The sequence below is a fragment of the Cyclobacterium salsum genome (genome assembly GCF_010119245.1).
GTDB classification, from domain to species: Bacteria; Bacteroidota; Bacteroidia; order Cytophagales; family Cyclobacteriaceae; genus Cyclobacterium; species Cyclobacterium salsum.
Genome location: NZ_WNKG01000013.1, coordinates 36,937 through 50,078 on the forward strand (window position 1 = coordinate 36,937; position 13,142 = coordinate 50,078).

Genomic DNA, 13,142 nt, shown 5'->3' on the forward strand with positions numbered 1-13,142 from the left:
CATCAGGAATAATTATGAATAAATTCATAACCCTAAGGCCCTGCACAACCATTTCAGAGATTTAAAAGCTTTCCCTTCACTACTTTCCTGGACCTGACGGCAGGTAAACAAAGAACGTTTTGCTCCATCCAACAACCATAAAGATAGTTTATTCTTTTTAAGTTGAAAAATATACGTGAAAATTAATCCGCCAATAGGTATGAAAAAGGAGCGTATTTTGCTGACGACTGATGACGAATACCGCCTAATCTAAAAAGTCTGTCGTTGGTTCAATGCTATCTCTTTCAAAATTCGACAATATTTTACGCAATCAGATATTCCGGTAGTCTTCTTATTGTAACAATCAACTTTTTGACCTATATTCACCCATAGGTGAAGTGCAATTTAGGTACCCTTTTAATTAGAAAAACGTTCATCCAGAATGAAGGATGATTCAACGCTAAATCAATGGAAATCAAATTGAACATAGGATATGAACAGCTGATTGCCATTATCAGCCAATTACCTGTTGACGAGGTGATTAAACTAAAAGCAGAAATTGAGAAAATCTCCCTTGAAAAAAATATTGACACTTCTGATGGATTAGAAAGCCTAATCGCCAATGGCCCGGTTATGAGCGATGAAAAATACTGGGAATTTAAAAATAATAGAAAAAAATTTAGCCAATGGCGGGAGAAGTGATATTGTTGGATACTTCTATCCTAATCGATTATTTCAGAAAAAAGAACAAAAGGAATTCAGAATTTTTTCAATTAGTTGAAACAAAGAAATATTTTTTTGCTGTTTCAGCCATCACTGAATATGAAGTATATATGGGTGCTACTCATGATCAGAAGAGCTTTTGGGATCTGCTCTTCAGTAATATGAGGATATTGGAATTTAATAGTCAATGTGCAAAAGAAGCGGTGAGAATTCAAAAGAACTTAAAACAAAACAATATGATGATAGCTATTCCCGATTTATTAATCGGAGCAACTGCCAAAAATAATGGATTAAAAATTGCGACAAAAAATACGGATCATTTCAGAAGAATAACGGGTTTATCTATCCATGAATAGAATGTCACAGGTTGAAATCAAAGGACCATCCAGTTTCTTATTTAGATTGAATCTACTCAATAACACATTATCTATCGATTTCAAAAGTATAAAATATCTCATGGTTAGCCTCTATATCAGAAAATATAGGACTTTTTCTACCAATAAATACCCCCTTGTCAGAAACCGATTTAAATCCGTCCAAAATAAAATAAGGTATCGCTATATCTTTTTGAACAATTTTCAAATTTTTATCAAGAACCATTAAATACATCGGATTACTTTCGATTGATTCTTTTGTAATTTTAAAATGTAACTCACCATCAAACCTAGTTTCTGAGATTCCTTTAGCATACATAACAAAAATATTTCTATCGTTGCTTAAAATTCCCCAGATCATCCCAGGCTTCATTTCACGGTAATTGTTATCAAAGTCAAACGATTTTTCATCAGACGAAGAAACAATCTCCACAAAGTCATAAATATCGAGGTCTATAGTTTCACTGAGGTATAATTCTTCGTTTTGATAGTTATAAACATAAAGCCGTGGGTCATTGCTGTAAGCAAGCATTAACTTACCTCTAAAATAGTTAAGAATAGGGAAAACATATCCATGGAATTTTCCATCACTATATTTGCTTTTTGCGGGAATTTTGGGCATCGGTTTCGGTTCGGAAATTGCCTCAGGATCAATTAATAGAAGTGTTGGTTTTATTATGCCATTTGAGAATGAACTATCAGGATATGCATGGAGATGTCCCAAAACTTTATTTTCCTCTGTATTGAAAAGTTGTTTTTGAACTATTGAAGAGCCTCGCGGAAAAAGAGAAGAAAATTTATTTTTTATTAATTGATTGCCCCCTCTATCATAAATAGCAAATATTGATGGGCTTGCTCCAAGGATAATTTCATTACTTTTTGTAAAACTTAACGAGAAAATATTGTTAACCGCATCAGGAGAGTCCTTTCTGTTTTCAAAAGAATTAACAATAATTCCATCATTATTAAAAATGACAACTTCATCAGTCTTTTTATTCAACGCTAGAAATTCCGAAAAATTTTCCGAGGCATCCATAAGAGTCAGCTCCTCCAAATAATTTACTAAAATTGAATCCTTTAGTTGGAGAGATGTGATGCCAGCTAGACTATTATTGTTATCTCCTTTTTTAGAATGTGAACATGAAACAATTAGGATAAACAGCACTACTATACTACTCTCCGAAATTAAATGAACACTATTTTTCATGAAATATTGAATAAAATTAGATTCAACAATTTTGAAGGATGAATTCTATGAAAATGTTGTTATTAAAAACATCTCGCACCACCCAACAAACATAAAGATAGTTTTTTCTATTCTAGTTGAAAAATATCCATTGAAAATTATTCTGCCAATAGGCATGAAAAAGGATGACATTTTGCTGACGACTGATGCCGAATACCGCCTAATCTGAAAAATCTGTCGTTGGTTCAATGCTCATTTTGGTGGGAGGTTGGTTATCCTTTCATTTTTTCCGGGGACTGTCGTCCAGCTTCCTCTCTAACTCTTCCCTTGTATATACGCTGCCTGCCCGGATATCTTCTTCGGCTTTTAATGCCCTGGAGGTCAGCTTCTCTTTAAGGACCGGATCTAAACTGGACTTAATAAGTAAGGTTTTAATCGCCTCTAACACATGAAGGTCATTTTCCTTTTCGATCAGCGTCCTTAATTCCTGTTTTATGTCTATTGCTCCCATAATAATTACTCCTTCCTTTACCTTCTCCCATGAAGAAAACTTCATATCCCCGGTTTCATACTTTCCAAGCCTGCTATCCAGCTCCTTATTTTGTTCCGCACTTAATTCAAAAGAACTTTCCTGCGCTTCCTTTAGACCTTGAAGTTTTTCAAGAACAGATATGTCCTGAAGCTCAGTAAGCCAATGGATAAGATCGATTTTAACAGATTTTACGTCCATACCAATCGTCATTTTACACAGTAAAGTTAACGATTTATTTATGGATTTGATTCATCCCGGCGGGCAGTGGTGCTGCACCGCCCTTTTCCGTTCCTCCATGTTCTCCAAAAAAATCGCAGACCAGCATTTTCTCCCTATCTTTACCCTTCAAACCAATAATCCGGAATTTCATGAGTGGCATATTATTCAAAACAACAGTTATACTCCTATTCATCACCTCCCCTATCCTGGCCCAGGAAGAAACCGACTGGCAGGTAGCGGCACCCGAAGGAGATTGGGAATTTGAAAACGTAACCTTTACTACCGACGAAGGCACCTGGATGAACCTGGATGTCAGCCCTGACGGGAACACCATCGTTTTCGACCTGTTGGGAGATATCTACTCCATGCCGATCTCCGGAGGAACCGCAACTGTCCTGAGATCCGGCCTGCCGTTTGAGGTGCAGCCGCGCTTCAGCCCGGACGGGAAATGGATTTCCTTTACCTCTGATGCCGGAGGAGGTGACAATGTTTGGATCATGAAGCCCGATGGCAGCGATGCCCGTCAGGTCACCAAAGAGTCCTTTCGCCTGCTCAATAATGCGGTGTGGATGCCGGATGGCAACTACCTGGTGGCTCGAAAACACTTTACCTCCGGCCGGTCGCTGGGTGCCGGAGAAATGTGGCAGTACCATATTTCCGGCGGAGAAGGGTTACAGCTCACAGAAAGAAAAAACGATCAGCAGGATGTCAACGAACCCAGCGTATCCCCCGATGGCAGGTACCTGTATTTCAGTGAAGACATGGCCCCTGGGGGCAGCTTTGAATACAACCGGGATCCCAATGGACAGATTTATGTGATCAAACGCTACGATTTTGAAACAGGGGAAACGGAAACGCTCACCGGAGGACCCGGAGGTGCGGCCCGGCCTCAGGTTTCTCCGGATGGAAAAAAACTGGCCTTTGTAAAGCGAGTCAGAACCAAATCGGTGCTCTACATCCACGACCTGGAAACGGGCGAAGAATGGCCGGTCTATGATGAACTAAACAAAGATCAACAAACCGCCTGGGCTATTTTTGGGGTATACCCCGGATTCGCCTGGATGCCGGACAACCGGCAGATACTTATCTGGGCCAAAGGGAAAATCCAGAAAATCAACACCGAAAACCTGGACCAAAGCAACATTCCTTTTACGGTAGAAGTTGCTATTCCCGTAGCCGAACGGGTTCATTTCAGCCATCCCATCGCTAAAGAGACCTTCACCCCCCGCATGATCCGGGATGCGGTCACTTCGCCGGATGGCCAGCAACTGGTATTCCGGGCATTGGGCTATCTCTGGATCAAAGACCTGCCAAATGGAAAACCGAGAAGAATTACGGAGGGTATGGACTTTGAGGCGGAACCTGCCTTTTCCCCGAATGGGGATAAACTCCTTTTTGTAACCTGGAATGACCTGAACAAAGGAGCCATTAAAGAAGTGAATTTGCGAAATAATACCGTTTCAACCCTCAGCCAGGAAAAAGGAATCTACAGAAATCCCTCCTATTCTCCGGATGGGACCCGGATCCTTTACCGCAAAGAATCGGGCAACCTGGATCAGGGCCGCACCTTTACTAAAAATCCCGGCATCTACCTGATGGATCGGCAATCCCGGGAAACCAAAAAGTTGGTCGAAGATGGCGATTTCCCGGTATTTACCCGGGAAGGCAATCGGGTATTTTTTCAGACCGGCGGAAAGTTCTTCGGAAACCTGACCAAAAGCCTGAAATCCGTAGACCTTAACGGACAGGACGAGCGCACGCACATTGAATCCAAATACGCCAACCGCCTGGTGCCCAGCCCGGACAATCAATGGGTAGCCTTTATCCACTTGCACAAAGCCTACCTGGCACCCCTGGTACTCAATGGCCAAACGGTCAACCTGGATGATAAAACCAAATCCCTGCCGGTGGCCCAACTATCCGAAGATGCGGGCCTGAACCTGCACTGGTCTCCAGACAGTGAGACTATTTTTTGGACGCTGGGTGATGCCTATCACAGCAAGCGACTGGACGAAAACTTTGATTTTCTGGGCCAATCAGATAGGAAAGAGGAAAAAACCGAAAACGAACCGATAAAAATTGAATTGGAGGCTGCGGTCGATCGGCCGGAAGGAATCATTGCCTTTACCGGTGCCACCCTGATCACCATGGAAGGAAATGAAGTAATCGAAAACGGCACGGTCATCGTCGAGGGTTCCACTATCAAAGAAGTAGGTTCCTCCGCTGCCGTTTCCATCCCCGATGGAGCAGTTGTGTACGATATGGCCGGAAAAACCATCATGCCGGGCATCGTGGATGCCCACGCCCATATCGGAGCTTTTCGGGATGGGCTTACCGTGCAGCAAAACTGGCAATTGTACGCCAACCTGGCCTATGGCGTGACCACCGCCCACGACCCATCGGCCAATACCGAAACGGTCTTTACCCTTTCCGAAATGGTGCAAAGCGGTGCGCTGGTAGGGCCCCGGATTTTCAGCACGGGTTTTATTCTCTATGGCGCGGATGGTGATTTCAAAGCAGTCATCAACAAGCTGGAAGATGCCCGATTTTCGGTACGCCGCACAAAGGCTTTCGGCGCCACGGCTGTAAAATCCTATAACCAGCCCCGAAGGGATCAGCGGCAACAGGTACTGCAAGCTGCCCGGGAATTGGGGGTAAACGTGGTACCCGAGGGTGGTTCCACCTTTTTCCACAACCTTTCCATGATTCAGGACGGCCACACGGGCATCGAACACAACATCCCCATCGCGCCGGTGTACAAAGACGTGTTGGAGCTCTGGGGCCAAACGGAGGTGGGCTACACCCCCACGCTGATTGTCAACTACGGCGGCATCAACGCAGAGTATTACTGGTATCAGAAAACAAATGTTTGGGAAAACGAAAAATTACTGCGTTTCAGTCCCCGGGGAATGATCGATGCGCGGTCCCGTCACCGAACCATGGTCCCGGAGGAAACCTACGAAAACAGCCATATCCTCACTTCCCGGCAGGTCACCGATCTGGCGAATAAAGGCGTCACCGTAAATCTGGGTGGTCACGGACAACTGCAAGGCCTGGGTGCCCACTGGGAATTGTGGAGCCTGGCGCAGGGGGGCATGTCCAACCACGAGGCGTTGAAAGCGGCCACCATCAACGGTGCCCGGTATATCGGGATGGATGCGGACCTGGGATCACTCAAGCCCGGTAAACTGGCCGATTTGATCGTTCTGGAAGAAAATCCGCTAGCGGATATCCGCCACTCGGAAAGCATCACCCATACCATGATCAATGGTCGCTTGTATGAAACCGAGAACATGAACGAGATCGGCCACCGAAACCGGAAGCGGCCGCCCTTTTACTGGGAAAATCGCCTGTTTCAGGAAGCCTTTCCCTGGCACGAGAGCATCCAAACGTACATGCACAGCGGCTGCGGCTGCGGCGTTGGCAGGCACTAAGACTCCTTTCGGTCTACAAAAAAATAGGGATCCTTCTTTAATTGGAGGGTCCCTTTTTCCCAAAGGCTCCGGGCATCCATCAGTACCGAATCGGCCAGCAACACCTTTCCTTTTTGGCAGGAATCCGATCCCAACAGCCCTTCCATCCGCTCGTACCGCTGCTCGAATCCGGCAAAATCATGCGTAAAATACGATTTTGACATCTCCCTTCCGGTTTGATCTTTTAAGGTATAATGGACCTGGGCACCCAATAGATAAGGTGGCTTGATCCCTTCTTCCACCGCATGCATGGAGGTATTGGGCCGGGACCCGCAGCCCAGAAACAGGATTTTCCCATGCACTTCAGGAAGTTTGGCAAAGGGTGAATGCGCACCGCAGGGTGTATCGTCCAGCAGGTGCTCCGAGAGAAAATAGTCGCTTAATTTTCCGATCGCACAGACCGAATGCGTGGGATGCATGCTTCGTTGTACCCCTGGAAAGGTGCGGAAAAACTCCGGTAAGCCACCAACACAAACGGGTGTTTTCGCCAGATCAAAGATGGGATTTTCCGGAGTAACCGTTTGATAGGATAATGCAGGCATCAACAAGGTTCCCCCGGGCCCTAGCTGATCCAATAGGGCCGAAACGACGATTTTGGCCCTTTCTGGAAACCTTCCTAAGGAATTCAAAGAGGCATGAACCAGCACCTGATCCCCCTCGCCTATCCCAAGCTGGCTCAGATCTTTCTGAATACACTGTTTCCAATTCATGTGTTTATGATTTTTTCTTAATGGTCATAACTTGAGCCGTACCAAAGATCGGGATAGCCCGTTCCGATCCTGAACAGGAAACACCTACCGATGACATATTTTTACCACCCCCTGTCTCCCCCTCCTGAAAACAGGAGGGGGCTGGGGGGAGGTGATTTGATGCCATTCTTTAATTTTTTTAATATGTTGATTTTTAAATAGTTAAAAATAAATACCGTCATCCCGATTTCTGCGTTTTTTAAATATTAAGTCTCCCATTGACATCTGATAGGTAACTATTACACGCTGCGAGCGCTGCGGATTCGCCGCGACCGCTGCGTGAAATCAAATGTCATTTCCTTTTATTTTAAAACGCCATGTGTCGCTTGAGTTATCCCTGCCCTACTCAGACAGATCCAATTTCATGCCACTGAAAATTCAGTAGGTCTATTTTTTTAACCTTAATTGCTTAAAAGAACGCGTAAGATCCAGCAGGGATTGTTCCACGCCCATTCGTTCCAGGGAAGAGGCACCCACAAAACCGTGCACATCGGTGGCTTCCAGCACCTGGCGCACGTCCTCTGGGGTATTGATCGGGCCGCCATGAGTTAGGAAAAAAAGGTCCGGATTAATGGATTGGCAGGCATCCATTATTTCACGGGTTTTGTCAATCGCCTCCTCCATGGTGCAGGAAGCACCGGTAACCCCCACGGAACCCCCGACGGTGGTCCCTACATGAGCAATGATGGCATCTGCCCCGGCTTCAGCCATTTTTATCGCCTCTTCCGGTTTGGCCACGTAAACAATGGAAAACAGGTCCATTTTGTCTGCTATACGCACCATTTCGACCTCTTTGTCAAAACTCATTCCGGTCTCCTCCAATATCTGACGGAAATTTCCATCCACGATGCAGTGGGTGGGGAAATTATTGATTCCCGAGAAGCCCATGTCTTTCACTTTGAGTAAATGATGCCAGATCCTTCGTCGGGGATCCGATCCGTGAACGCCACAAATCACGGGTACCTCTTCCACCACGGGCAAGACCTCAAACTCACCGATCTCCATGGCTACCGCATTGGCATCTCCATAGGCCATCAGGCCAGCCGTAGACCCGTGGCCGGACATGCGAAAGCGGCCCGAATTGTAGATGATGATCAAGTCAGCTCCTCCTTTTTCAATAAATTTAGCGCTGATACCTGTCCCTGCACCGGCAGCGATTATGGCCTTGCTATCAGCGATTGTTTTCTTTAACCGTTCCCTTACTTCTTGTCGGGTGTACGGATTTCCTTTACCTGTCCACGGGTTAGGCATATCTTGCTTGGTTTGGTGTTTCAGCGGCAAGATATTTCAAAACAGGCAGCTATTCAAATACCATACATCCAAATACCATATGCCACCTTGCTTTTCGCTCGGTAAAAATGAGCGAAACAGGTGTATAACCTAACCTTAACCGATTGATTAATAGTTAATTGTTGGTGTTTTTCCCGTTTTTAACTAAATTGACTCAGTCAAATCGCTACTAAAACCCAACTAATTATGTCTTCTCTGCAACCGATATCCTTCTGTAAACCGACCACTCCTTTTCTATTAATTACGGCCATTTTAGTACCATTCCTATTGTTAAATACAGCCTGTTCTTCGGACTCAGATGTAGCCTCTAATGCAATTTCTGGTACCGTTACCGGACCCGATGGCCCTGAAGCCGGGGTTTGGGTCATTGCCGAAACCCATGACCTTCCTACCCGCTATGCCAAAATTGTCGTCACTAATGAGGAGGGCCGTTATTTAATTCCAGAATTACCCGATGCGGAATTTGATATATGGGTACGGGGATACGGATTGGTGGATTCTCCAAAGGAAAAAGCATCTCCCGGGCAAAATCGAAACCTAAAGGCTGTTGAAGCAGCCAATCCCGAGGAAGCTGCCGAATATTACCCTGCCGGGTACTGGTTTTCTCTATTGGAAGTTCCCGATAAAAGTCATTTCCCGGGAACAGGTGCAGACGGAAACGGAATAGCACCCAGTATTAAAAACCAGGCCCAATACCTTCGAAATATTAAAAATGGCAATTGTCTGGCCTGTCATCAGTTGGGAAGTAAAGGAACCCGTGAGTTTCACCCTTCATTCAGAGAAATAGAAAGCTCCGAGGCAGCCTGGGAGCGAAGGTTGCAATCCGGTCAGGCAGGTGGTAGCATGACATCCTCGCTTCACCAATTGGGCAAGGAAGGCTTTTTAAAAATGTTTGCCGACTGGACGGACAGAATAGCCGCCGGAGCAACTCCTGAAATGCCTGAGAGGCCGAAAGGGATAGAAAGAAATGTAGTCATCACCCAATGGGATTGGGCAGATCCCAAGGCCTACCTGCACGACCTGGTTTCCACTGACCGAAGAAATCCAACCGTAAATGCCAACGGGCTGATTTATGGAGCATTGGAAGCAAGTGCCGATTACCTTCCCGTACTGGACCCCGTCAAGCATACCACATCCAAAGTACCCCTAACTGTGAGGGATCCAAACACCCCTGTTGCCTCCGGTCCGGAAATGCCTGCTGCATCTCCTTATTGGGGGGAGGAGGCCATTTGGAACAGTAAAGCCAATGTTCACAATCCCATGTTGGATGAGGAAGGCCGGGTATGGATTACAGCGGCCGTTCGTCCCTTCGACAATCCGGAAGAGTTTAAAGCGAATTCAGATCATCCTTCTGCCCGGGTTTTTCCGCTCAGCAGGTCGAGCAGGCATCTTGGTATGTACGATCCTGAAACCGGAGAATATAACCACATCAGCACGGGATTTAGTACCCATCACCTGATGTTCGCCGAAGACGAAAACAACACCCTTTGGACCAGTGGTGGCGGCCAGGTAGTGGGTTGGTTAAACACTAAAAAATACCTGGAAACCGGGGATGAAATCGCCTCGCAGGGATGGACTCCCCTGATACTTGACACCAATGGCAACGGCAAAAGAGATTCCTATGTGGAACCCAATGAGCCGGTAAATCCGGAAAAAGACAAGCGCATCACCAACGGGCTGTATGCCGTAGCTCCTGCGGCAGATGGATCGGTATGGGGTTCTTCCCTGGGTTATCCCGGCGCGGTGGTCCGCATTGTTCCAGGAGATAATCCTGCCGAGACTGCTCTGACCGAGTATTACGAATTGCCTCTGGACGAAGCGGGAGAACCACTGGAAGGCTGGTCTCCTCGGGGAATGGACATCGACCGGAACGGAGTAGCCTGGGTGGCCCTGGCAAGCGGTCATATGGCCAGTTTTGACCGAAGCAAATGCGAAGGGCCCTTGAATGGCCCTGATGCAACGGGACAGCATTGTCCGGAAGGCTGGACCTTTTACCCGGAACCCCTGCCCCAGATGAAAGGTGTGGAGTATCCGGGAAGCGCTGAATCCAGCTATTATACCTGGGTTGATCAATTTAACACCTTGGGCCTGGGAGAAAACATACCCATCAATACCGGAAACGAGTCAGAAGGATTGCTGGTATTAAAAGACGGGGAGTGGATCGTTCTTCGGGTTCCCTATCCCATGGGGTTTTATACCAAATGGATGGATGGACGAATCGATGATCCCAATGCAGGCTGGAAAGGCAGGGGAATATGGGCTACCATCAGCACCCGCGCTCCTTTCCATATGGAAGGCGGAAAAGGAACGACCAGTAAAGTATACCATTTTCAAATACGACCTGATCCGCTGGCAGATTGAGTACAACTAAACCTGGCAGGTTTTTTTCTTACTCTAGGTCTCTATTCATCAATCCTTCTTTTTTCATTTCTATCATATTTTCTACGTGCTCCCAGTCGTCAAAGAAGTTCAGGTAATATTCCCTGTTCAGCCTACAGGGCTGCGCGGGATTTTCGTAGGCATGCCAACTCGACCATTTCCATTTAGGATGATTTTTAACGAAGCCATGTTTAACGGGATTAAAATGAATGTAAAGAAAGGTCTCCTGCCATTGTTGTTCGGAGAGGATGGGTTTTTTTTTGAATCCCCGGATAAATAGATTTCCCTTCCTATTGAATCTCTTATTGATCGCCTTGGTGTAGGAATTAAAAAAATCTGCAAATGCCTTTATAGCTGGATTTTTAGATGGATGGCTGGTCAGACCTGTCAGGTTTTGGAAACCTGACAGGTCTTCACATACGCCTATCAGAAGATGAAAATGATTGGGCATCAGGCAATAGGCATAGGTATCTACCACCTTGTCGAGGTATTTAGTATATTGCTGAAGGAAAAATCGATAATTCTCCTGCTCTTTGAAAAGGTTCTCCGCCCCGTTGGCGTGGTTAAAAATATGGTAAGACTGGCGGGTTCCATCGCTATTTAATTCGAAAATATTCGCATGTTAGCTTTTCTAGCGTTTCAGCTTTCCCAAAGTTTTGGAACTTTGGGAAAGCTATTTCTTTCGAAAAGCTCGATGAATCATTCATAATCGGCTTCGGTCAGACTTTCCAAAACCGACTGTTGCCATGCCCTGAGTTGTTCTTCCATATTCCCCGCAACTTCCGTTTGGCTGTCAATCAAATTCTTTTCTTCGGCCGGATCGGAATGGATATCAAACAGTTCCTTTTCGGCATCCTCTCCTGTTCCCCCGTGAATTACCAGCTTATATTGGTTGTCCAGCAAAGCTCTGGGACCTGAAAAGTCTTCCTCTTGAATATCTTTTTGATGGTAATTTTTAAAGTTTCTGGTGGCAATGCCATTCATCAGCTTGACCAGAGGGGTGGTGCCTTTTTGAAGTTCCGGATCGATATAGTCTTCCAAGCCCTCTCCCCCATTTCTGGGTCGGCCGTTCCAGAATCCGATGGGTTCCGGTCGTTGGTGCATCCTGTTTTCCAGCATGGGCAATAAACTGATACCATCTATGGGTCGCTCAGGCAAGTCCCCTCCAACAATATCCAATAAAGTCGGCAGTACATCAGAAGACACCGCATGGGTATCATTGATCATGGGCTGATTGATTTTAGCGGGCCATTCCAGTACCGCAGGTACCCGGATACCCCCCTCATAGACATTTCCCTTCTGCCCCCGGAAGGGAACGGTGGCATTTCCCTCCTGTGGGGTACCATTGTCCCCAAAATACCAAAGCAGGGTATTGTCTCGTTGGCCCTTTTCTTCCAGGTAATCCCTCAATTGCCCAATGGAACGGTCCATAGCCGTAATTTCGGCAAAACGCTCCTGAAGCACCTCCCGTTGCAGGCGTTCTACCCGGGATCCTGTTTCGTTGGATGTCAGCTTCACCATCCGGTCTCCAAAATCCTCCGGAAGGTCCTCATACAGGGCCAGGTCCTCGGGCAAACCACTATACGGCTCATGGGGAGAGCCGTACCAGATAACCACAAAGAAAGGCTTGTCTTCTTCCATGGCTTTGTCCATAAATTTCCGGGCTTCACGGATTAGAATTTCAGAACTCTCCCCCTCAAAGATGACGGGCTCTGCCCCATTGACCGAAAGCGGCGGGTCCATTTCAAAAAAATTGTCATGAGACAGGTATTCTTCAAAACCAAAGGCTGCGGGATTGGTAGGGGATTCGGATTTTACCGGGCCCAGATGCCATTTCCCGTAATGAGCCGTGGCATAGCCGCTATCTTTCATCAGGCTGGCAATGCTGATTTCTTCCGGTCGGATGGAATATCCCGGAGTGAAGGTACCGTATCGATTGGGATGCCTGCCCGTGATGATGCTTCCCCTGGTGGGCGAGCAAACCGGAGAGGCAGAATAGAAGCGATCCATTCGTAGTCCTGTGGCGGCCATTTCGTCCAGCACGGGCGTGTGGAGATAAGGGTGTCCGTTATACCCGGTTTCATCCCAGCCATGGTCGTCCCCCATAAGTAAAACCACGTTGGGCATGGAAGAATTGATTTGCTCCTGGCTTTCTGGTTGGCAGGAAATCAACATGGGGAGGACAAATATCAGGAATAAATAGCTTAGGTTTTGGGTGATTTTCTTCATCAAATGCTT

Annotated in this window: 11 protein-coding genes; 4 read left to right on the top strand and 7 right to left on the bottom strand. The window is 46.4% G+C overall.

The features are described from left to right. Nucleotides 1–447 precede the first annotated feature (447 nt). Both GJS45_RS20135 and GJS45_RS20140 read left to right on the top strand, forming a co-directional pair. Nucleotides 448–681, top strand: coding sequence for a hypothetical protein (locus GJS45_RS20135; RefSeq protein WP_162343674.1), 234 nt, complete (start codon nucleotides 448–450; stop codon nucleotides 679–681). Continuing rightward, the gene (locus GJS45_RS20140; RefSeq protein WP_202928134.1) at nucleotides 666–1,058 is read left to right on the top strand and encodes a type II toxin-antitoxin system VapC family toxin; all 393 of its coding nucleotides are present in this window, start codon (nucleotides 666–668) and stop codon (nucleotides 1,056–1,058) included. The genes GJS45_RS20135 and GJS45_RS20140 overlap by 16 nt, the downstream gene beginning before the upstream one ends. 67 nt (nucleotides 1,059–1,125) lie before the next feature. Here GJS45_RS20140 and GJS45_RS20145 read toward each other — a convergent pair whose 3' ends face one another. The 3 genes from GJS45_RS20145 to GJS45_RS20160 form a co-directional block, all read right to left on the bottom strand. After that, nucleotides 1,126–2,283 carry a hypothetical protein gene (locus GJS45_RS20145; RefSeq protein ID WP_162343675.1) on the bottom strand — a complete coding sequence of 386 codons (1,158 nt, stop codon included), beginning with the start codon at nucleotides 2,281–2,283 and terminating at the stop codon, nucleotides 1,126–1,128. 259 nt (nucleotides 2,284–2,542) lie between these two features. Further along, nucleotides 2,543–2,992 carry an addiction module protein gene (locus GJS45_RS23865; protein ID WP_235954890.1) on the bottom strand — a complete coding sequence of 150 codons (450 nt, stop codon included), beginning with the start codon at nucleotides 2,990–2,992 and terminating at the stop codon, nucleotides 2,543–2,545. A 34-nt stretch (nucleotides 2,993–3,026) separates the two neighbouring features. Next, complete coding sequence (locus GJS45_RS20160) at nucleotides 3,027–3,164, bottom strand: hypothetical protein (protein ID WP_162343676.1); 138 nt, start codon at nucleotides 3,162–3,164, stop codon at nucleotides 3,027–3,029. On the opposite strand from GJS45_RS20160, the gene GJS45_RS20165 reads away from it, so the two are divergent. Then, nucleotides 3,163–6,447 (top strand): amidohydrolase family protein, encoded by a 3,285-nt coding sequence (locus GJS45_RS20165; RefSeq protein WP_162343677.1) that lies wholly within the window; start codon nucleotides 3,163–3,165, stop codon nucleotides 6,445–6,447. The two genes, GJS45_RS20160 and GJS45_RS20165, sit on opposite strands and share 2 nt — an antisense overlap. Here the strand turns inward: GJS45_RS20165 and GJS45_RS20170 are convergent. Both GJS45_RS20170 and GJS45_RS20175 read right to left on the bottom strand, forming a co-directional pair. Further along, nucleotides 6,444–7,196, bottom strand: coding sequence for an AAC(3) family N-acetyltransferase (locus GJS45_RS20170; protein WP_162343678.1), 753 nt, complete (start codon nucleotides 7,194–7,196; stop codon nucleotides 6,444–6,446). The two genes, GJS45_RS20165 and GJS45_RS20170, sit on opposite strands and share 4 nt — an antisense overlap. 426 nt (nucleotides 7,197–7,622) lie before the next feature. After that, the gene (locus tag GJS45_RS20175; protein WP_162343679.1) at nucleotides 7,623–8,486 is read right to left on the bottom strand and encodes a phosphoenolpyruvate hydrolase family protein; all 864 of its coding nucleotides are present in this window, start codon (nucleotides 8,484–8,486) and stop codon (nucleotides 7,623–7,625) included. A 225-nt stretch (nucleotides 8,487–8,711) separates the two neighbouring features. On the opposite strand from GJS45_RS20175, the gene GJS45_RS20180 reads away from it, so the two are divergent. Then, nucleotides 8,712–10,886, top strand: coding sequence for a carboxypeptidase-like regulatory domain-containing protein (locus tag GJS45_RS20180; RefSeq protein ID WP_162343680.1), 2,175 nt, complete (start codon nucleotides 8,712–8,714; stop codon nucleotides 10,884–10,886). A 28-nt stretch (nucleotides 10,887–10,914) separates the two neighbouring features. Here GJS45_RS20180 and GJS45_RS20185 read toward each other — a convergent pair whose 3' ends face one another. Further along, nucleotides 10,915–11,382 (bottom strand): transposase, encoded by a 468-nt coding sequence (locus GJS45_RS20185; protein ID WP_235954891.1) that lies wholly within the window; start codon nucleotides 11,380–11,382, stop codon nucleotides 10,915–10,917. Between the two features lie 221 nt (nucleotides 11,383–11,603). After that, nucleotides 11,604–13,133, bottom strand: a complete 1,530-nt coding sequence (locus GJS45_RS20190) for a sulfatase family protein (RefSeq protein WP_202928135.1) — start codon at nucleotides 13,131–13,133, stop codon at nucleotides 11,604–11,606. Nucleotides 13,134–13,142 lie beyond the last annotated feature (9 nt).

What these genes read in the sequence shown, in the direction of transcription:
- GJS45_RS20135 (WP_162343674.1), top strand. Translation starts at nt 448, where the DNA reads ATGGAAATCAAATTGAACATAGGATATGAACAGCTGATTGCCATTATC.
- GJS45_RS20140 (WP_202928134.1), top strand. Translation starts at nt 666, where the DNA reads ATGGCGGGAGAAGTGATATTGTTGGATACTTCTATCCTAATCGATTAT.
- GJS45_RS20145 (WP_162343675.1), bottom strand. Translation starts at nt 2,283, where the DNA reads ATGAAAAATAGTGTTCATTTAATTTCGGAGAGTAGTATAGTAGTGCTG.
- GJS45_RS23865 (WP_235954890.1), bottom strand. Translation starts at nt 2,992, where the DNA reads ATGGACGTAAAATCTGTTAAAATCGATCTTATCCATTGGCTTACTGAG.
- GJS45_RS20165 (WP_162343677.1), top strand. Translation starts at nt 3,163, where the DNA reads ATGAGTGGCATATTATTCAAAACAACAGTTATACTCCTATTCATCACC.
- GJS45_RS20160 (WP_162343676.1), bottom strand. Translation starts at nt 3,164, where the DNA reads ATGAAATTCCGGATTATTGGTTTGAAGGGTAAAGATAGGGAGAAAATG.
- GJS45_RS20170 (WP_162343678.1), bottom strand. Translation starts at nt 7,196, where the DNA reads ATGAATTGGAAACAGTGTATTCAGAAAGATCTGAGCCAGCTTGGGATA.
- GJS45_RS20175 (WP_162343679.1), bottom strand. Translation starts at nt 8,486, where the DNA reads ATGCCTAACCCGTGGACAGGTAAAGGAAATCCGTACACCCGACAAGAA.
- GJS45_RS20180 (WP_162343680.1), top strand. Translation starts at nt 8,712, where the DNA reads ATGTCTTCTCTGCAACCGATATCCTTCTGTAAACCGACCACTCCTTTT.
- GJS45_RS20190 (WP_202928135.1), bottom strand. Translation starts at nt 13,133, where the DNA reads ATGAAGAAAATCACCCAAAACCTAAGCTATTTATTCCTGATATTTGTC.